At 61.6% G+C, this 20,135-nt stretch carries 17 protein-coding genes; 6 read left to right on the top strand and 11 right to left on the bottom strand.

Annotated features, from left to right (window positions below; all coding sequences use genetic code 11):
• The first annotated feature begins 2 nt into the window (after positions 1 to 2).
• Both IPM54_35505 and IPM54_35500 read left to right on the top strand, forming a co-directional pair.
• Positions 3 to 197, top strand: coding sequence for a hypothetical protein (locus IPM54_35505; GenBank protein ID MBK9265074.1), 195 nt, complete (start codon positions 3 to 5; stop codon positions 195 to 197).
• A gap of 35 nt (positions 198 to 232) precedes the next feature.
• Positions 233 to 1,930, top strand: coding sequence for a HAMP domain-containing histidine kinase (locus tag IPM54_35500; protein MBK9265073.1), 1,698 nt, complete (start codon positions 233 to 235; stop codon positions 1,928 to 1,930).
• A 210-nt stretch (positions 1,931 to 2,140) separates the two neighbouring features.
• Here IPM54_35500 and IPM54_35495 read toward each other — a convergent pair whose 3' ends face one another.
• From IPM54_35495 to IPM54_35470, 6 genes are all read right to left on the bottom strand, one after another.
• Entirely contained in the window at positions 2,141 to 2,713 is a 573-nt protein-coding gene (locus IPM54_35495; GenBank protein ID MBK9265072.1) for a hypothetical protein, read from the bottom strand.
• A gap of 33 nt (positions 2,714 to 2,746) precedes the next feature.
• Positions 2,747 to 4,924 carry a hypothetical protein gene (locus IPM54_35490; protein MBK9265071.1) on the bottom strand — a complete coding sequence of 726 codons (2,178 nt, stop codon included), beginning with the start codon at positions 4,922 to 4,924 and terminating at the stop codon, positions 2,747 to 2,749.
• A 51-nt stretch (positions 4,925 to 4,975) separates the two neighbouring features.
• Positions 4,976 to 5,572 (bottom strand): hypothetical protein, encoded by a 597-nt coding sequence (locus IPM54_35485; GenBank protein MBK9265070.1) that lies wholly within the window; start codon positions 5,570 to 5,572, stop codon positions 4,976 to 4,978.
• A gap of 41 nt (positions 5,573 to 5,613) precedes the next feature.
• Positions 5,614 to 6,447 carry a lipoyl(octanoyl) transferase LipB gene (gene lipB / locus IPM54_35480; GenBank protein MBK9265069.1) on the bottom strand — a complete coding sequence of 278 codons (834 nt, stop codon included), beginning with the start codon at positions 6,445 to 6,447 and terminating at the stop codon, positions 5,614 to 5,616.
• A complete protein-coding gene (locus IPM54_35475) occupies positions 6,414 to 7,835 on the bottom strand; it encodes a response regulator (GenBank protein MBK9265068.1) in 1,422 nt (473 codons plus the stop codon). Before IPM54_35475 ends, lipB begins: the two co-directional genes overlap by 34 nt.
• Before the next feature lie 140 nt (positions 7,836 to 7,975).
• Positions 7,976 to 10,342, bottom strand: a complete 2,367-nt coding sequence (locus IPM54_35470) for a methyltransferase (protein ID MBK9265067.1) — start codon at positions 10,340 to 10,342, stop codon at positions 7,976 to 7,978.
• A 193-nt stretch (positions 10,343 to 10,535) separates the two neighbouring features.
• On the opposite strand from IPM54_35470, the gene IPM54_35465 reads away from it, so the two are divergent.
• Complete coding sequence (locus tag IPM54_35465) at positions 10,536 to 11,867, top strand: hypothetical protein (protein MBK9265066.1); 1,332 nt, start codon at positions 10,536 to 10,538, stop codon at positions 11,865 to 11,867.
• Positions 11,868 to 12,168: 301 nt separating this feature from the next.
• Here the strand turns inward: IPM54_35465 and IPM54_35460 are convergent, their stop codons facing one another.
• The gene (locus tag IPM54_35460) at positions 12,169 to 13,077 is read right to left on the bottom strand and encodes a matrixin family metalloprotease (GenBank protein MBK9265065.1); all 909 of its coding nucleotides are present in this window, start codon (positions 13,075 to 13,077) and stop codon (positions 12,169 to 12,171) included.
• Positions 13,078 to 13,107: 30 nt separating this feature from the next.
• Positions 13,108 to 13,452, bottom strand: coding sequence for an iron donor protein CyaY (cyaY, locus tag IPM54_35455; protein ID MBK9265064.1), 345 nt, complete (start codon positions 13,450 to 13,452; stop codon positions 13,108 to 13,110).
• 88 nt (positions 13,453 to 13,540) lie between these two features.
• Here cyaY and IPM54_35450 point away from each other — a divergent pair, with 88 nt between their 5' ends.
• Together IPM54_35450 and IPM54_35445 are read left to right on the top strand one after the other, a co-directional pair.
• Positions 13,541 to 13,810, top strand: coding sequence for a hypothetical protein (locus IPM54_35450; GenBank protein MBK9265063.1), 270 nt, complete (start codon positions 13,541 to 13,543; stop codon positions 13,808 to 13,810).
• Positions 13,811 to 13,961: 151 nt separating this feature from the next.
• Positions 13,962 to 15,746: an AAA family ATPase gene (locus IPM54_35445; protein ID MBK9265062.1), complete on the top strand. Its 1,785-nt coding sequence runs from the start codon at positions 13,962 to 13,964 to the stop codon at positions 15,744 to 15,746.
• A gap of 6 nt (positions 15,747 to 15,752) precedes the next feature.
• On the opposite strand, the gene IPM54_35440 is transcribed toward IPM54_35445, so the two are convergent.
• Positions 15,753 to 16,454: a hypothetical protein gene (locus tag IPM54_35440; GenBank protein ID MBK9265061.1), complete on the bottom strand. Its 702-nt coding sequence runs from the start codon at positions 16,452 to 16,454 to the stop codon at positions 15,753 to 15,755.
• Positions 16,455 to 16,538: 84 nt separating this feature from the next.
• Positions 16,539 to 18,323, bottom strand: coding sequence for a hypothetical protein (locus IPM54_35435; protein MBK9265060.1), 1,785 nt, complete (start codon positions 18,321 to 18,323; stop codon positions 16,539 to 16,541).
• 178 nt (positions 18,324 to 18,501) lie between these two features.
• Between IPM54_35435 and IPM54_35430 the strand changes: the two genes are divergently transcribed.
• Entirely contained in the window at positions 18,502 to 19,167 is a 666-nt protein-coding gene (locus IPM54_35430; protein MBK9265059.1) for a hypothetical protein, read from the top strand.
• Here IPM54_35430 and IPM54_35425 read toward each other — a convergent pair.
• Entirely contained in the window at positions 19,164 to 20,135 is a 972-nt protein-coding gene (locus IPM54_35425; protein MBK9265058.1) for a Gfo/Idh/MocA family oxidoreductase, read from the bottom strand. The genes IPM54_35430 and IPM54_35425 overlap by 4 nt on opposite strands.

Below are 20,135 nucleotides of genomic sequence, written 5' to 3'. Positions count from 1 at the left end.
AGATGCCGCTGACCAAGACCACCACGTTGCCAAGTCATTGGCATGTCGTCTCGCCACAGTGGGACGGCTTCGCCACGCGCCCTGATGAAAGCGACGGCGGAAAAGTCCTGGGCATCACCGACCTCGTGCCCGACCAAGCCCGAGAACGAAAAGGCTCGTGGCGCATCGTGGTCGAGTTCATTCCCGACGAGACGTAGACCCACACGGATGTAGAGCGCTACGCTGCCTCGTCATGGCGGCGCGCCGCACGACTGCCGAGTCACAACCATCTCATCCTGCGCTGAGCGCTCTACTCAGTCTGTCCGGATCACTCACGCGCACCAAACCTGGCGGCGTGTTCGCCGAGGCCCTCACGTGCGTCTTCGAAGGCACCAAGCTTCATGCGGGCATGGTGCATGAAGCGACGCCCTCGGGCCTGGAGCTCGTGGCCGAAGAAGGTTTGCCCGCAGCGCTGCGCCCTCACGTTGGATCATTTCCAGCCGCTGTTGCGCCCTGGTTCGTCATCCAAGAAGCCGCTAAACGACGCCGGCTGACCGTCGACGACGATGCAGCATCGATTCTTGCAGCTCGCGTGTCTCCGTCGGTCCTCCGAAGTGCCGGTTGGAACGCGGTCGCCGCTGCGCCCATCGTCATCGGTCGTGATGTTGTCGGGGTCATTTCGCTCGCAGCGTCATCGGCCGAGCTGTTCACGTCTCAAGTGCTGACGGTGCTGGAAACTGCAGCAAATATGCTCGCGCTGTTTCTCGCACGCGAAAAAGCGCTTGCAGGCGAAGTGCCGCGTACGGAACGACCTGCGTCCGTCACGGATGTCGACGAGAAATTGATGCGCCTTGCGACGCTCGGCGCGCTTGCGGCTGGATTCGTCGACGACCTGCGCGCGGTGTCGTCGCAACTCGCGTCCTACAGCAGCCACCAAGAAAAGTGGCTCGAACAATTGCGCATGCGTCACCCGAGCGCGGCAGCCGTGCTCCGCGAGCTCGAGTCCGCGCAAGAAGAAGCTGCAAACACGCTCATGCTCGCGCGTACGAGCGGTGGACGGCTGCTTGCTGCGCTCGAGGAGACGGCCCCGGAGCTCGTCGATGTGGGTTCGGTCGTTCACGATGCGGTTGGCCTCGTCGAATCCGCTGCGCGTGCTCGAAACGTCGACATCCTCGTCGCAATTCAGCCGGGCGCGGAATCACTCGTTCGCTGCAAACGCAGTCACTTGTGGCAACTGGTGCATGGACTGCTCGCGGATGGCATCGACGCTTGCGGTCGCGCGGACAAACCCGGAAAGCCAACGATTCAGGCGCCGCGGATGCAGATCGTGTCGGTATCCGTTGCTCGTGAGAAAAACAAAATCGTCGTGACCATCGAGCATTCGGGAAAAGCCGCGACGACGGAACACCGGCGGGCGACGTCGATTCACCCGCTGCTCGCGAGAGAACCGCTCGGCCTGATGCTCGCACGCAACATCGCCGCATCGCATGGAGGCACGCTCGAAGCAGCGCGCTCGGACTTGGGCGGCATGCTGGTGCGCGTGACGCTGCCGGCATCGGCGTCACCGCCTTCGTCGAAGCGAGCGCGTTCAGGGCCGACATCCTCCAAACGGGCGCGCATGAACGCTCCGACGCTCGATGCCATGCCCGCAGTCCAGCTTCCCGATACGCTGCCAGGCTCGGTGAGCGGTGGGTCGTTGCGGCCGAGCCGAGCACGCGCACAAACGCTCCCTGCGTTCGATGAACCGCCGCCGGTCTCGGAAGTGGACATGTACGCGTCGACCGAACGCGTGCCGCTGGCGTATTCGGCTGCAGCACCCGCGCGCGCTCCTGCATCGATCATCAGTACGAACGTCAACGACTCGCCGAAGATCACCGTGGTCGTTCCGCCGTCGACGAGGAAACGGTCGAACAGCGGACAAGGGCCAGCGAGTAAGGGGAAGGGGTCCTAGGGGGGTGAACAGGGTTTGTCCGCCCAGGGAGGGTTCAATTCTGCGGCGTCGCGGTACCCCCCAAACTCGCCCGCTTCGCGGGCTCGAACAGTGGGGCCCCCCGCAACGCCGCAGAATTGAACCACTCCCCGGGCTAGCTCAAATCTTTGCACGCTGAGCAGGTCCGACCGACGATTCGCGGCGCGCAGCAGCCTGCAAGCTCCCTCTACTTCAATAACCCCATATATATTGGGCTCGTATGAACCCACCGATCGTGTGATCAACTGCGTTTTGGTTGCCGAAAAGCAGCACGCCATAACGCCCCATCGCGCCAATCGAAAAGCTTCGGGAGACTTGGTAGTCGATTCCACCCAGCAAGGAGAATCCGAGACGCGCGTTCGTGCACGGAACGTCGTTTGTCGCGACGCATGGTTCGAGCGCCGAAACGCCATAACCGCCCGCCGTTACGCCCGCCCAAGGTACCCACCGCAACACGTCGATCACGTAGGCGACGCCCACCGAACCTCCGTAAAGCAGCGTTGGTGCATCGCCAGGGTGAGCATTGAAGTCGGCGTGACCAATGATGTTGATCGCATCCGTGAGGCCATACGTGATGGTGAGACTCGACCCAATGCCATGAAGGGACGCTGGCGTTACAGGTGTGCCACCTTCGTTGATGAGCTGCGCGTAACCCACGCCCAAGCCGACTTGCCACTGGCGTTCGTATGCGCCGGCCTCGGACGACGAAGCAGCCATGACGACGCATGACGCAAGCAGCGTAAAAAGCGCGCGGAAAGCTCGCATGACGGAGCCTGTAGCACGTTTTACGCCATGCATTCAGATGTCGAGATGCCGAGTCAGCTCGATGTGCGCGTGATCTGCGGCGAGCTTGCGAAGAGCACGGTAGCGATCGTCCCACGTTGAAGCGGCCGCACCATCGCCTCGCATGCGTGCCGCTTCGGCTCGGGCAAACGCATACGACCGCAGCGAAAACCGACGCTGATCGAACGCGAGCAGCGCATCGAAAAAAACTTCGTGATCACCTTCGGTCGGATCGAGCAACCGGCTCGCGAGAAGCAAATGCACCGACAACCACGGGGGCGCATCGCCGCGCGATCGAAGCGTTGCCCATCGGCCTGCTCGACGCACTGCGGGATCCGCCGTGGCCAGGCCAACCCACGGTGCAAGCGCTCGATCGAGCAGCGTTCGCTGTTTGTCCGGGTCATCCGTACGCCAAGGCTCGAGCGGACTCGCAAACCCCACGGGTGGAAATGGTGCCGGCGTTGCAAGCGTTTCCTTCGGTGGAGGCTCGGCCTTCGCTTCACCGAGCGCCGCAAGCATCCACTTCGATCGCGCAAGGAGGTTCGATTCGTTTGCAGCCGAAGCAAATCGTTCCGCACGAAGCGCCGCGTACCGCGCCTCATCCCGTTTGCCCAAGGACATGGCGAGCTCGGACCGCTGTAACGATAACGCCGCAAGGATCCGGTTTTCGGTAGCGTCATCAGCTCGAGCCGCTGTGGTGTCGAACGCCGATTCGGCGAACGCTTTGTCACGCTCGCCCGATACCCAGTAAACGTTGGACCTCAAAAGGCTGCGAGCTGCCGTGGGCAACTTCAGAACGGCCGCGGCGTCATCGGCTGCGGCGGTGGCCACTTCCGGGTGGCCGTCCCTCGCAAGGGACGCTGCGGCCTCCAGAAGAAGTGCACCGCGCAAGGCAACGATGCCCGCAAGCACATCGGCATCGCTCGTCCCAGGCTGGTCGCCCTCGTTTGGTTCGTCCTTTCCAACGGGTTTGTCCGCGGCTTCCTCGAGCTTCGTCTGCAGCGCGAAAAGCTCGTGCGACGCTGCAAGAAACACCTTTCCAGGCAGAATGGCTGCGGGCTCGGCATCCCCGATGGCCGGACGATGATCGGCGACCCATTCGAGCGCCGTCAGGGAAAGCGACGGGGCAAGCGGTAGCTCGTCGAACTTGGGTTTGGACAGACGAACAATCCGCGCGGTATCGAGATCCGTGCCCGACGTCAGAAGCGCAGCGAGCAGCGAAAGACGCCCTCCCGGGCCACGTGGCCCGCCTTCGAGAAGCCTTACGATGGTCGCGATGGCTGCGTTGCGCGATGCCTCGGCCGCAGGCGTATCCGCGAGCCGCAAACGCAAGAGCGCACGCTGCTCCACGGCGTCAGCGGTGCCCGCGTCTGACCGCGTGGGCAACGGGGGCGGCGGCAGGTTGCGCTTCGCCAAGCACGCGACGAGCAGCGCACGAACCTCGCCATAATCGCGTGAAAGCCCTTCGTAGCGACGACTCGCGCGGTCATCCTGGATGTACGCCAGCATGTCCGCGCCCTTCTCCGGATCGGGCCCCATGCAAAGCACCGATGCAACCGCCGAACGCAGGTCCGGATCTCGCGGATCGTCGACCGCGTACCGCTTCGCGAGCGCTTCGGTTTTCGCCATGTCGCCCGAAAGCAGCGCGGCACGAAGCGTCGAAAGCCGCACGCGCCAGTTGAACCACGACTCACCGCGCTCGACGAGCGTCCGACGGTCACCCAGCTCGTCGGCATCGCGACCAGGATCCGGCGCACCCGCCAAAGGACCGAGCTCCTTCATCGACACGCGCGTCGTTCCGTTTTGCACGATGACGGCTTGGTGTTCGATCGCTTCCGCAGCGTGCGCGAGTGCCTCTCGATTCGGTTTGCCCACGGCCGCTTCGACGTACTCGAATCGCGCCATGCGAACGCCGAGCTCTTCGATTCGGTAACGCGCGCGGGACGCCGTCCACGGAAACTTTGCAGGCCAATAGAACGAGTCGAACGCGGCGCCGCACGACGGCGTTTCAGGGCCGCGGGGCTCGGCGTACTTGGCAAGGCATTCTCGGGCTTCTCGCGTGCCGCGATGAAGCAAGGATTCAGGCACGGCGACCGCGACAGCCGTCATGATGCTCAGCGCGGCTCCGCCCAGCACGAGGCGCATGATCCTTCGCCGCCGTACGGTCGTTCGCCCTCGTGCTCCGCCAGTCACGGGGCCTTCTTAGCTGATTTTCCGCGCATGCTGCACGAATGCTGCACTGAACTACATGACGATCGCGATCCCAGCCGCGATGGAAACGAGCGCAGTCAGCGTCTGCACATACGGCATGACGGCCGGCGACAAGCGTGCAAGCGAGCGCATCGGTAGCGCTACCAAGGCTGCTGCAAGGGCCATCCCGATGACCGCAGCGAAACTGAACACTCCGACGAACACGAGCGCTGCACCAGGCGTGCTCATCGTGCTCGCCACGAGCAACGTGAGAGCCGCCGTACCCGAAGCGCCATGCACGACACCGACTGCGAAAGGCCGCCGGTTTGGCGTAGCCGCGGGTTCGTCCTGGTGGAACTTGTGACGCACGGCAAGAGCATGCACGCCGAGTCCAATGAGCATCACGGCCACGGCGACATCCAGCAGCGTCGCAATGCGCTCTGGTACGGAAACGCCAGCCAAAACGAGCGTCCCTGTGGCGAGCATCAACACGACCGCATGCCCGAGCCCCCACAACGCACCCGACTTCGCCGCGCGTGCAACCGTGCCCCCGCGCGCAACGAACGTGCACACGGCCGCCACGTGATCCGCTTCGAGCGCATGCTTGAGCCCAAGTCCCAAGCCAAGCACGCTTGCCGTCAACACCGACATCGGGCGCACCGTAGCACACGGTTGCGCAATCGTGCCACGGCCTATGTCGGCAGCTCCATCGTGCGCGCAAGTGCCGCTTTCTCCGCGCCAACCAGCGCGCTCAGCAGATCCGGCGCATCCGAAACGTCTTCCACTGCCCCGATGGGCAGGTCGAGCCCCTTGGCAAGCGCATCACGCGCTCCAAACGCTGCATCTCGCACTGAAGGCGCGTGCCCCACGAGGTCCTGAATCGACGTCACCCCATGCTCGCGAATCCCACACGGGATGATCCACTGAAACGCTGCAAGGTTGACCGAAAGGTTCAGCGCAAAACCGTGCATCGTCACCCAACGCGACAAACGCACGCCTATCGCGCCCACCTTCGCCAAGTCCTCCGCCCACGGAGCTCCAGCCCACTCCGATGGTTTGGCGCGGTCGACCCACACGCCAATCAATCCATCGACGACACCAGCCTCCACACCAAACTCGCGCGCCATCAGGATCATCACTTCCGCAAGCGATCGGACGTACTTCCGAACGTCACACCGATCCGGTGCAAGGTTGACGATCGGATAACAAACAAGCTGCCCAGGCCCGTGATACGTGACGTCTCCACCTCGAGCCGTTTGCACGACGTCCACGCCGATGTCGCCAAACGCCGCCTGCCCAAGCAAAAGGTTTGTCTCTTTGGCCGATCGACCAAGCGTCACGACCGGCTCGTGTTCGACGAGCAGCACCAAGTCCGGCGTTTGCCCTTCCGCTCGAAGCGCTACGAGCCGCTGCTGAAGCTCGTGCACCGGCGCATATCGCTGTCGGCCTATGTAACAGGTGCGAATGGGATCTCGGTGGCTCGCCACGCGGGCTACTCTGGCACCTTGACGCCAGAGGCGCGACATTCGTCACGGTAGTTTTCGATGTTCTCCGTGAAGTTTGCCGCAAGGTCCGGATCGAACTGCGTCGCCGCACATCGCTCGATCTCCGCCAGCGCCACTTCATGCGGAAGCGCACGCCGATACGACCGGTCGCTCGTCATCGCGTCGTACGTGTCGGCAATCGAAATGATGCGCGCGATGAGCGGGATGTCGTTGCCCTTCAACTTGAGCGGATACCCGCGCCCATCCCACCGCTCGTGATGCAAGTGCACGCCCGGAATGAGCGGATGCAAGAACTTGATCGGATCCAAGATGTCGCGCCCGAAGATCGGATGCTTCTTGAAGACCTCGTACTCGTCGTTCGTGAGTTTGCCCGGCTTGTTCAAGTTGAGCACGCAGCCGATCTTGCCGATGTCGTGCATCAGCGCGCTTTGCCGGACTATCTCGATCTGCTCCGGGGACAAACCTAGCTGTTTGGCCAAGTACACGGCATAGAGCGCAACGCGATCCGAATGCCCCGACGTGTAGCGATCCATCTTGTCGATCGCCTTCGCCAATCCCTGGATCGTCTGCTGAAACGTGTCCTGCAGATCCTGGTAGAGCCGCGCGTTCTCGATCGCCGCCGCAGCCCGTGACGCGATGATGCTGAGCAGCTTGCGCTGCCCCTCCTCGAATCGCCGGCTCTTCGTGAACGACACCAGCGCGATGAAGCCCATGAAACGCGGGCCAATACGCAACGGCACCGCCATCAGCGACGACAACGGTATGTCGGGGGGCGCGTGGAAAAACCGCAGACCTCGCGTGGATTGCTCGAGCAGCGTCTGCTCCGTGCGGAAATGCTCGATGACCTTCTCGTGGTCGAGCGCTCCGAGCTTCGTGTCCTCGGGAATCGTAGACGAACGGATGTGCTGCCGCTCGAAGAACCCTCCCTCGCCATTGTCGAGCCACGTCGACACCAGATCGCTCTGCACCTCGGACAAACAACTGTCCGCAACCGTCTCCAACACCTGATCGAGCGACAAACTCGCCTGAATCGCTTCGCTCACCTTGTACAAGCTCAGCGCTTCCCGCAGCCGCAGGTTCTCCGCCGCCATCCGCCGCTTCTCGATGCCCCGATGCACCACGTGCATCACTTCATCCACCTTGAATGGCTTCAGCACGTAGTCGTATGCCCCACGCTTCATCGCGTCGATCGCAGTTTCCACCGTGCCAAACCCAGTCATGATGACCGTCAGCGCATCCGGCGCCGTCTTGCCAATCTCATCGAGCAACGTGATGCCGCCCATCTTCGGCATCTTCAGGTCGCTGATGACCAGGTCGTAAGACCCCCGCGCGAGCTCCCCGAGCGCCGCGGCGCCGTCTTCCGCCGTGCGCACCATGTACCCCTCCATGCTCAGAAAATCCGCAAGCATGTCGCGGATCACCTTCTCGTCGTCGACGACGAGAATGCGCGGGCAATCATCCGTCACGGCAGGAGGCACCAGGTCACGTTACCAGATCTTGCCGAAAGGCCGATCGAGACTGCATGCACGAGACGAGCAAACCTCGTCGCTTAGAAGTCGTCATCCGACACGATGGCGTGACGATTGGTCTGCGGCGCTTCGTCCAGATCCGGCACCGGTGAAAGCGCCGACTCACTCGCAGGTGGACGCTCGGTAATCGTCGGCGCATAGGACGGTCGCGAAGGAGGCGGCAGAGCAAGCGAATCCGGCGTTCCTTGTGACGTAGGCTCGACCAGCGAGTCGGGCGCATGCGACGGAGGCGGATCACTCAGTGGGGTCAGGCGCGGCTGCGACGTCCTCGCGCCCGATGGATCCGGCGGCAACATCGACGATGCCCGCTGCTCACCAAGCGCGTGCTTTTGCTCGAGGAACTTCAGCACGTTCGACCCGGTGGAACGCTCCAGCGTGCCGCGCAGATCGCCCGGCAACGTCGACTCGATGAGCAGCTTCGCACCCGTGCGCGGATGCGCGATCTCGATGCGAATGAGATGCACGAATGATCGATCGAGTCCGTGTTTTTCCTCGAAGTACCGATTCGTCGCTACGTGTCCGTAACGTTCGTCCCCAAGAACCGGGTGCCCAATCGCCGCCAAGTGACGCCGTATCTGATGCGGTCGATGTCCATCCGGAATCACACGCAAAATCGAATGCCCCGATGCAACCGCGAGCCTTCGATAACGCGTCCGCGCCATGTAGCTTCGACCCGCTTCTCGCAAGTCGCGCGCAATCGCACCCTTCGTCGGCGTCACGCCTTTGGCCGCAACCAAGTAGATGAGCCGTCCGCTCGTCGCCAGCGCCGTCGCCCAAAGCTGCCGTGCAACCTCGTTACGCGCGAAGATGCACAGACCGCTCGTCCCCGTGTCGAGCTTGTTCACCACTTTCAAGCTCGATACGCCGGGCAAACGCAAACACCGCTGCATCAGCGACGTCACGTATTCGGGCTGGTTCTCCACAGGCTCGTGCGGCCCCTTCTCCACGACGATCACGTCGTCGTCCTCGTAGATCACACGCGGCGCAACCGGCGGCGCCTTCTTCAGCACTGCAATCGTCTCGACCTCTTCCGTCAGCGGAATCATGTCGAGCGGAATCAATTCACTCGACGTGTATCCAACGCGGCTGAAGTGATCGAGGTCCCGCGCGAGCGTGTCGGGATCGCATGAAACGTAGATGCAAAGCGGCGCGCCGATGCGCGCAATCGCTTCGCGCGCCGCCGGCGATACACCTCGACGCGGCGGATTCATCACCACCGTGTCGAACTTCTCGTGCTTCGAAACGAGCTGCGTCACGAGCTCCGCTGCATCACCCACGCGCGCATCGAGCTCCCCCAATCCTTGCGACGCAGCGGCTGCTCGAGCGTTCGCGACCGCCGGCGCGAACGACTCGATCATCGTCACGATGTTCTGCTCTTGCGCGAGCGCGACCGAGATCGCGCCCGAACCTCCGTACAGATCCAGCACTCGAGGCTGCCGTCGCTTCGTCCCCGTTTCGTCGAGCAAGAGCTGCATGTCGAGCGACGCGATCTCACGCGCGATGAGCGCATGCACGCGCGCCGCTTGCCCTCGATGTACCTGGACGAACGACCCGTACGACGCCATGTGATACGTGCGTCCGATGCGATCCTCCGCGTGAGCAGCCCCATCCAGCACGATCGTCTCGGGGCCCAAAATCTGCGGCGCATCGGCTTCGTGCAGGTTCGCCGCAACGCCAATGACGCGAGGCAACAGCGGCCGCACCAGCTTGCCGGCCGCCATCAACGCGTCGCGCGACGACGCGCGATCGCGCTGCAGCACGAACGTCAAAAGCACGCCTACTCGGCTTCCTTGCGGCCCCGGCGTCGTCTCCGGAAACGACGTCGCCACCGCTGCCGGCATGTGCACTTCACGCAGATCGATCGCCCGAAGCACTCCGCCTTTCTGCGGATCGAACGGCGTCAAAAGTGCTTCGGTTCCCGCGGGCGGCGACGCAAGCAGCGCACGAAGCGTTGCAGTAACTTCGGACAGCGGCGGTGCGAGCACGCGGCACGACGGAATGTCCACCACCTCGTGATTGCCCGACCGCCCGTACAGCCCAATGCCCCCCGTCGGCGATACGATCAGCTTCGCTCGACCGCGGTACGCCACGATGAGATCCGCCGGGATCACCTGCCGCGTGTAGAGCAGCTCCAGCGCCGGGTAGTGCACGATGGAGCTCACGACACGAGCTCGTTTCGTCGTGAGTTGCTGCGCGTGATCGATCCCTATCAGCGGACAACCCCCGCATTGCTCCGCGTGAACACACTCGATCTTTGCCGACGGTATCTCACCTGCACGCAACGTTCGTCGCGCCGAGCTTGGCATCGCTGCGCGCACGCCAGGAGCCGCCGGAGTGGGGGGATTGCCGGGACCCTTCGGGCCGTTGTTCCCTGCGCCAGAATCCATCGCGCCCAGGTTACAGCGGTCCTCGTACAAGGTCGAATCTTGAAAACGAATGAGCGAGCGTTTTGTCTTCGAGCGCTACCCGCGCCCACCAATGCCCGCTCACCGCCCAATAACGGCAACTTTATCCGCACGCGCGACCAAGGCCGCGTACCATCCGCAACGCGAGCACCGCTTCTCGCACGACGGTTCGAGAATGCCCCAAGGCGTTGTCAACGCTCTAGGAATTGGCCCCAAAGGCACCAGCGCGATCGAACGCAGCGTTCGCTCCTGCCTCCGCACATGGGCAGCCCTCGCCATCGCCGCGAGCCTATTTTCCACGTCATCCGAAGCTTCCGCATCACCCGAATCCGATGCGCGACAAGGCATGGCCCTCGCCCGCAAAGGCAACTGCGTCGAAGCTCTCCCGCTCCTCGAATCCGCCGAGGGCGCTCGCCACAAGCCCGAAACCGCCGTCGGACTCGCCGATTGTTACGTCGAGCTCGGCGCTCTCCTCAACGCCAAAGTCCTCTACGACGTCGTCGCCGTCGAAACGCCCGAGCGATCCCACTCGCGCGCCGACAGAGCCGCCTTGGCGAGCGTTCGCAAAAAGCTGAAGGACCTCGAAGCTCGCATCCCCACGCTCGCTTTCGAAGTGCCCGCTGACTACCGCGATGTCGTCATCAAGGTGAACGACGAAACCCTGGAAAAACCGAGCGAACCGCGAGCTTTCGATCCGAACGACGATATCGTCGTCACCATCTCCGCCAAGGATCGCAAGACACGCAAAGAGACCATCACGCTCGCCGAAAAAGAACGCCGCGTGATCAAAGTCGAGCTCGATGTTGCCAAAGGTGTCCAAGCCCCAGCACCTACCGAGCCCCGCACGTATTTCGGCGCTGCGTATCGCGGCTACGTCATCCCCAAGTTTCTCACGAACATCTTTGGCGAAGGCGGCCGATCCTTCGTCGCGCCCGGTACCGGCATCTCCATCACCCGCGCATCGGGACAACTCGACCTCACCTTTTCCCTCGACTTCGCAGCGTTCTTTTTATCGGCCACGCCGTTCAAACCGAACGGCACACCCGATACCGAATACGAGATCATCGAGAGCGATCTTTCCGCTCTACACGCCACGTTCGACGTGCGGTGGAACATCCCCCTCGATGCCAAAAAACGCGTGCGATTCCGCATCGGCGCCGGCGTTGGCATCGGCTTCATGCCCTTCGGCGACCTCTACCGCACGCAGGCTTATCCGCAGTCTTTCGTGCCCGGCGATCCCTACACCTACTTGCCTTGTCGCGGTCCGAACGACCCTGGCGGCTCCTACCGCTACTGCAATCAGCTCGACAAAGATGCCGATCACTACGGCGGATACACCGAACCTTCCTGGTTTGCCGGAGGCGTACGGCCGCTCGTTTACCCATGGATCGCGCTACCCATCGTCGGCATGAGCTTCCGACCGACGCCGCGTGTCGCCATCGACGTCGACATTGCCCCATCGATCGCGGGCCTCTTCACGAGCGCTGGCGTACGCGTGGGCTTTTGAAACCGATTCTCCAGACTTGCGGCCCCTCGCCCCAGCCCCGCGCGGGGTTAAAACCCCGCGCTACACGACAAGAAGTCCTCGCGCTGCCGCGCTCGGACTAACGTCATGGCTGCATGGCGAGGCCTACAATCTAGTCGAAATCGTCGAGGATTCTCGATGACGATCCGACATTCCATAAGGTCAGTCCCGAACGGTAGTGAGGGACTTTTGAATGTGTAGCGCGGGGTTTCAACCCCGCGCGTGCGTGCATTGAGGACGGGGTTTCGAGTTATGAGACAGCCTCTTCAACCCCGCGCGGGGCTCATTGACCCTGCGCCGGTCCCCCGGTTTGTCTGCGTAGACGTAGCCAAGTCACAACCATCACCATCACCATCGCCCCCGCGCCGTCGCGCGATGTCCCCAAAGGACCGCTCACCGAACAGTCCCCCTCGGTCTGCTTCGACAAACACGCCGGCGAAAACCCATGCCTCGGAATCGGGTTGCACGTCGCCTTGTCCACCGGCGGATCCACCGCCGGATACACCGAACAAATCCCCGCGATGTCATCGACCGCCAGCGTGCGCGGCCCGAGGTTTCCCGTCGTGTAATTCGCCCACATCGTCGCGCTCGAATCGAGCGAATGCGTGAGCCCCAAAAAGTGCCCCGCCTCGTGCGTCAGCACCGAAAGCAAGTCCGTTTGCACGTCCCCGTCGGATGTCGAAAAGCCAAACTCCGCCGTGTTCAGCTCCATGTCCGCGTCGTAGATTTCACCCGTCCGCGTATCGTACGTGACCGTCGTCAGCGCGATGTTGTGCGGACCCGATGGGTGCGGCCAGTTCAAGTCGCGAAACACGACCACGTTCGCGTTTGCCGCACGCGAGTTGTATTGCACGAGGTCACATTCGATCGGCCCCATGTTCTCCACGTGGATGTTCGGTTTGCCCCCCGAAAGCTCGTCGCAAGCAGGCTCTTCCCACGTTTGAAATGCCTTCGTCACGAGCGCATTGGCCACCTCGAACGGCACCTGCTCCGACCCGTTCACTTGCAAGCTCACGCCCACGCACGGGCGCTTCCACGCAAGCGGAATGCAACTCGGGTCGAGCTGTTCTACGCCGTCGCAAATGGGAACGTCACGGCACGTCGACGTGCGACAAGCTCCCTCTGCCGTGCGTGCGCTCGATGCGACGAGCCCGACGAGAGCTGCCAAGACCAAGCAAGTCGAAACGCGCATCCCGAGTCCTTTCGCGACTCGCCGCGCGGCTCAGGCGTTGCGACGAGCGAGCGTGACGGTGGTGCCGAGTTTACGCGAAAGTGTCGCTTCGAGCGTCGACCACAATTCCGAGCCGTCTTTGTTCGCACGCCACTCGCGACCTTCGGATCGCGGGTCGAAGTGCCAAGCGGTACGTTCCGCGGCCATCCAAATCTGCTTGGCAGCGCGGTGACTGTTCACGACGTATCGAGTGCCATCGCTGAATTCGATGGTGAGCACGCCCATTTGCAGGTCCACCTCGATGGAGTCGACATCGCTGAGCGCTCGTTCGATGTCTCGCAGCGTGTCGTCGGCAACTCGTTCGAATGCGGCCTCGGTCATCGCCTCGGTGCTCATGGATTGCCGTTTGTAGCTTGCTCGAGGGTCAGCGCCAAGACGAGACGGCGGCAAGCGGGCTGCTCAAAGGCATCTGTGCGACCGAGGCGTGCTTCGCAGAGCTGCTGAAGGTGAGCTTGACGACTCCGATGCACTTCGCAGAACTGCGAAGGTGAGCTTGGCGGCCGAGGAGCGCTTTGCAATTACGATGAAGACGGACTTGGCGACCGAGGCGCGCTTTGCAATTCCGATGAAGGTGAACTTGGCGGGGGAGGAGGGTTTTGCAATTACGATGAAGGTCAACTTGGTGACCCAGGTGCGTTTCGCAACGCTGCTGAAGGGCTGCTGGCGGTCGAGGAGCACTTTGCAAAGCTGCTGAAGGTGAGCTTGGCGACCCAGATGCACTTTGCAACGCTGCGGAGGGACGACTGGCGGTCGAGGAGGCGCTGAGCAGGTTGACGAAAGGGGGTTGGCACCTTGGGGAGGCTCGGCCATGCTGCGCTCCGCACAACGTCACGCGAGCGAGCATCATGGACATGCAAATCTCCCTCGGTATCGATGATTTCCGCGCACTGCGTGAAGGTGGCTTCGAGTACGTCGACAAGACGCACTTCATCACGGAGCTGATTGACCGAAGGGGCATCAAGGTCATCCTGGTTCCTCGCCCGCGCAGATTCGGCAAGTCCCTGAACATTTCCTTACTTCGATGGTTTTTCGAAAAAAACAACGAAGACCTCTGGCACCTCTTCGAAGGACTCCATGTTGCCCGCGCGGGGGAAAAGTACCGGGCGCACTTTGGGCAATATCCTGTCGTTCACATCAGCTTCAAGGAAACCAAGGCTCTGCATTTCGACGGATGCGTGAGCGAAGCCAAGCGCTTGATTCGGGACATGTACGTGCACCATGCGGCTTCGCTCGAAGGTCGCCTCGAACCGTGGGCCGAAGCTGAATTCAGGGCCATCGTCGATGGCAGTGCCGACATCGGGCTTTACCGCCGGTCGCTCAAGAACCTGACGCGTTTTCTGCACCAGGTGCACGGCAAAGCTCCAATCGTCCTCATCGACGAATACGACGCTGGGATCGTTGCAGGGTATACGAATGGCTTTTACACCGAAGCGGTCGATTTTTTCGGGGCTTTTTATTTGGCTGGATTGAAGGACAACCCGCACCTCGAACGAGCGGTCATGACGGGGATTCTGCGCGTTTCGAGGGAGAGCATCTTCTCCGAGCTCAACAATGTCGGTGTGTACACGTTGCTCGCGAAAGAATTCAATACGTGTTTCGGCTTTACGGAGAGCGAAGTCGAGGACCTCGTGCAAAGGGCCGGCATTTCGCACACGATGGACGCTTTGCGAGGCTATTACAATGGTTACGACTTCGGCGGGGAGGCTATTTACAACCCGTGGTCGATCCTCACGTACCTGGCGAATGAAATCAAAGAATTGATGCCGTATTGGATCAACACGAGCGCCAATACGCTCGTGAAGGAGTTGCTCCGGCTTCATGCATTCGTCGTCGAAAAGGACATTCGAACGCTCCTCGAAAGGGGGAGCATCGACAGGGAGCTCGATGAAAACATCGTGTTTGTCGAGCTGAAAAGGAGCTCGCGGGCGCTCTGGAACATCCTCGTGTTCACCGGCTATTTGAAAGCGGTCAGGCAGCCTCGTGGTCCCGGTCAAACATGGCCAGTGTTTCGTCTGTCAATTCCGAACACCGAGGTTAGCTACGTCTATCGCACGACATTTCAATCGTGGATGGACGAAGGGATGCGCGCCCAAGGTGGCGCCATCGAAAAGTTGCTCGATGCGCTTCTCGCGGGCAATGTGACTGAATTCGAGGCACAGCTCGGAGCATTTGCGCTCTATTGCGTGTCGTTTCATGACGTCGACGCCAGAGATCCAGAACGGTTTTATCAAGGCTTGATGATCGGCCTGCTCGCGAGCCTCGAGCCGGGGTATGAAGTGCGATCGAATCGGGAATCGGGCGAAGGGCGTCCGGATGTGATGATCAAGCCGCGGAGTCCTGGGAAACCGGGTGTCGTGCTGGAATTGAAAGCGGCGCGGGCCAAAAAAACGCTGAAACAAGCGCTGAAGGAAGGGCACGACCAATTCCGCAAAAGCGATTACGCCGCGGAGCTGCGCGCTGCGGGCGTCGAGCAAGTGCATGCGATGGTCATTGCATTCGACGGCAAGCAGGTGAAGGTGGAGTTGGCCAAGGCGCCCTCGAAAAAGTCGAGCGTGCTGCGCAAGGCGGGACAAGCCATTCGCAAAGCGGCAAAAAAGGTGACGGCCAAAAAACGAGCGACGCGAAAGTAACGGCAATCAAGCCGGCGGCGCTTCGGGCGCTTCTTCGTCGCGAACGCCTTGGGCGCGATGCACTTCGGCCAAATCGTCGAAGATTTCCGGCATCATGTCGGCTTTGCCGAGCGGTTCCAGGATGCCGCGAATGATGAGTTTCGTCGCCGCATAACGGCGCATCCACGTATTTCGCGCGACTTCGACTTCGGGCGTCATGCTGCGCCTGTCGGTGCGCGCTTGACGAACGCTGCCATTGAGGTCCGCGAGGGCATTGTGGGCGGCGGTGACGTCTTGCGTCCACTGCGCGTGTTCGGGCAAGCTGGCCGCGTGCTTTTTGATGGCCGCGAGCGCATGTTCCAAGGCGGCCGCGAGCTTCACGGGGCGCCGGCGAAGGGTGACGCTGAGCGTCTCGCCATTGAGAATGTCGCGCACGATGGCATCGCCATTGACGCGAGATTCAGCGTATGCGACGAGGCGGCGCAAGGTCTGCCGGCTGTTTGCGAGCACGGCGGCGCTTTCTTGGGCCGTGTAGGTGACGACTTCGAGTGACCCGACTTTGGACAGCGCGGTCCACATCGCTTCGGTATCCGAGAGCAGACGCGCAGCAGCGGTCTTGATGAATGAATCGGCGTCCGAATCGAGCCCCACGACGAGCGCGAGGATTTGGCCGACGGCGAACTTGCCGTAGGCGATGGTTTCGTATTGATCGATATAAGGATCGGCCATGGGAGCAAGGATCGCCTGACCAGGGGGCGAATGGCAAGAGAAATGTGCACCCCGTCGAGCAAAAATGCTACACGCCTCGACCCATCACCCCCCAAGCGCCTTGCCATAAGGCACGACGGGGAGCACACGTTCTTCGCCGACGCGCGGCAAGCTCAGCAGCGAATACTGCCGCTTGTCCCAGAAGACCCACGTGAACGATGGATCATCGAGCGGCTTGTCGAAGCGAAAATCGATTCGCTCGGGCAATTGCCCATCCGGCATCATCATAACGATCTCTGCGACCATTCCGGTCACGACGAAGCGATCACCGACGTGCACGGGATATCGCTTGGGATCGCGAAAGAGAATGCTCGTCGGCTCGTGCAAATGCCCCGCTGACATGATCATCGACAACGTGTGATCGTCGACGCGACGAACGGTGATCGAGCCTTCCACGGCCGGCATGAGCACTCGGAACGTTTCCGGAAGAGGTCGCTTTTCGTTCATGCGCGACGCAATGACGGTATTCGAAATGACGCTATCGGGGGCGTACACGACGACGACCGATTTGCCCTTCAATTCGGCATCGCCGGGGAAACTTGCGATGGCGCGGTCGGTGTAACCGTGGAGCATGGCGCCCATGGTATACGCGCGGAGAGGCAGGAGAAGGGGAGCGACGACGAGGTGCAGAAAAATGAAAATGCCCGCGACCAATCCTCCGAGCATTCGCGCGGGCTTTGCGAGATGTTCGCGCGATGCGGAGAGGAGCTGCGCGACGAGGCCGAATCCGCCGAGACCTGCAAAGATCAGGTTGCGATCTCCGGGCCAGGTGGCGCATGCGGGCAATACGGAGAGCGTCATGCCGAGCGCAAAAAACGCCGCCGTCCGGTTGCCTCGTAATACGACGAAGAGCCCTGCTGCGACGATCACGAGAATGCCCGCACAAATGCCCACGAGCTTTGCGGTTTCGCCTGGGGGAAACATCATCCATGCATCGGCCGGAGGTGCTGCAAGTTGCCCCGCGAGCAGCACGGGAAGGCGCTGCACGACGGCTTGGAGATAGTCGCCCATTTGGCGCAGCGGATCGATGTAAAAGGCGCCGCCCGCGGCCCCATACCCTCCGAGCTTGTAAATGGCGGCCCATATCATTGATACGCCGGCGTACGGGGCGAGCGATAGGATGCGGGAACGAATGGGTGCGCGATCGAGGATGAGGGCATAGGAGAAGAGATACGCGAGGGTGCTGGTGCCATTTTCGCCGGCAAGTAGGGAGAGTGCGAGCGCAAGAGGGCCGAGCACCATGCCGGGCTTCCATTGATCCCGCCTGGCTTTGTCGTGGGCCACGAGCGCGGCGATGCCGAATGCAGCGGCGATGATCGAATGGCGATTGGCAATCCACACAATGACCATGGAATGCGCATCATCGACGGCGAACATGAAGGCCGCGAGGCCCGCGCACACGGTGGCTCCCATGAGGCGTCGATAAAAGAGGGCGGCGAAAAACGCAGTGACGGCAAATATCAAAATACTTTCGGCATGCAGAAACCAATGTGCGTCGGGGAAAATGCGGTAGTCGAGCGAATGCCAAAGCGATGCCAAGGGGCGGAAAAACGCGAGGCGAAAGCCGGGGACGGTCCACCAGGGCCACATGCCTCGGTCCATGACGTGTTTCAGCGCGGCCGGGTCGTCATCGAGGAAACGGAAAATGTCCCAATCGCCGCGTGGACCTCCAGGGTGGCGCAACGACGGTGACGTGAACATCGCCTTGTGGACGTGGTCGTCCATCATGAGGCCCGAGCCGAGCGTCGGGAGGAGCAGGACGATGGCGGCGAGCGTTGCGAAGAGGGGCATGTGCCGATGTGAAAGCAATGCCTTTAGCTTGTTTTTCATCGCAAAACCGATCCTTCGAACGTGAGCGACTTCGGACGATGGAGGCGTGTCCGGGCGACACGATAACACCAGCGGCTCGGATCGAACATGCCAAAGGTGGAGGTGGGCTGGGTGTTGCGTAGGCATGCACGAACGCGCTCGACAAGGAAGCGGCGCTGTGGGACCGTTTCGACCGGTGATGCGCTGCAAGAACCGATTCTCCGCGGGCGTTTGGCTTGTCGCGACGGCATCGATGGTTGCGTTCGGCTGCGGATCGGGGGCGCCGGCGCGCGGGCCGATCGTGGATGTATCGGCGAGACAAACCGCCAGCCATGAACGAGCGGGCGCGAGCGTTCACGACGAGGACGACGATGGGCCGGGCCTCGTCGCCAGGATTTTCGACCGCGATCTCGATAGCGATGGCGATGGCATTTTGGAGGACGTCGACAAGTGTCCGAGCGTGCCCGAGGACCGCGACGATTTCGAGGACGGTGACGGGTGCCCGGAGCCGGACAACGATGGTGACGGCGTGGCCGATAAGGACGACAGGTGTCCCAACGTTCCGGAAACGATCAATGGCTTCGCGGACGACGATGGTTGCCCCGATGCGAACATCGATCGGGCCAAACGTGCTTTCCATGAAGGGGCGACGGCATTTGCGCAAGGGGACTACGTAAAGGCGCGGAAGCATTTCGAGGACGCATACAACTTGGAGCCGCGTGACGCGATTTTGTACAACATTGCGGTTTGTGCCGAGAGGCAAGGGGACCGCAAATACGCTTGCCAATATTACCGGCAATGGCGCTCGACGCCGACCGGATCGACGTCCCCGAACAGCGTACCGTCGCTGGAGACGTGTCCTTAGATCGATCCCGCCCCGCGTAGGCTCTCTTCGCAACGCTGAAGCACGGTGAGCACGCGAATGGCTTCGCGACCATCGGTGCGCGGCGTTTTTCGGTTTTTCACGCAATCGATGAAATGCTGGCATTCGGCGCGCAAGGGTTCGAGCTGCGCAACGGGTACGCGTATTGCTGCGGCTTTGATCGTGAGCGGCGTGTCCTGCTGAAAATCGATGGTGTGGGGATACAAGACGAGCTTGTCGTGCGCTTCCATGTCGTCGAATACGGCCATTTGACGATCCCCGACGACCACGAGCTTTTGTTCTTTGAAGGGATGCAGCCACGATACGAAAATATGAGCTCGAACTCCGCTCGCAAACGACAACATGCTCACCGTCACGTCGGCGATTTGTTTTTGTAGATAAGATGCACCTCGAGCTACGATTTCGGTCGGCATTTCCTTCACGAGGCCCAGGATGACGGAGATGTCGTGCGGAGCGAACGACCATAATATATTTTCTTCTCGGCGCACGCGACCCAAATTCAATCGATTTGAATAGACGTATTGAATCCGGCCGAGTTTTCCACCCGTCACCAATTCATCGAGCGCCAAAATTGCCGGGTGATACCACAAGAGATGTCCAACCATCAACAAGCGATCTTTCGACGTCGCCAATTCCACGAGCGATTGCGCTTCCGAGAGCGACAAACAAAGAGGTTTTTCCACGAACACGTCTTTGCCTGCTTCGAGCGCGCGGCGCGCAAGCTTGCCGTGCGTTTCCGCAGGCGTTGCGATGACGACGGCGTCGATGGACGAGTCTGTGAGAAGTCGCTCCACATGGGGCGTCGTTTGCACGTGAGGATATTGGGCGCGGACTTCGTCGAGCCGGTCGGGATGATTGTCGCAAACGCAGGCGAGCGCGCCCTCGGCGGCGAAATTGCGCACGAGGTGGCGTCCCCAGGATCCAGCTCCAATGACGGCGATTCGAGGCAT

The sequence above is a fragment of the Polyangiaceae bacterium genome, from assembly GCA_016715885.1.
In the GTDB taxonomy this organism is placed as follows: Bacteria; Myxococcota_A; Polyangia; order Polyangiales; family Polyangiaceae; genus Polyangium.
Note: the sequence above shows the minus strand (reverse complement) of the source record. Positions and strands in the feature narration are given on the sequence as shown.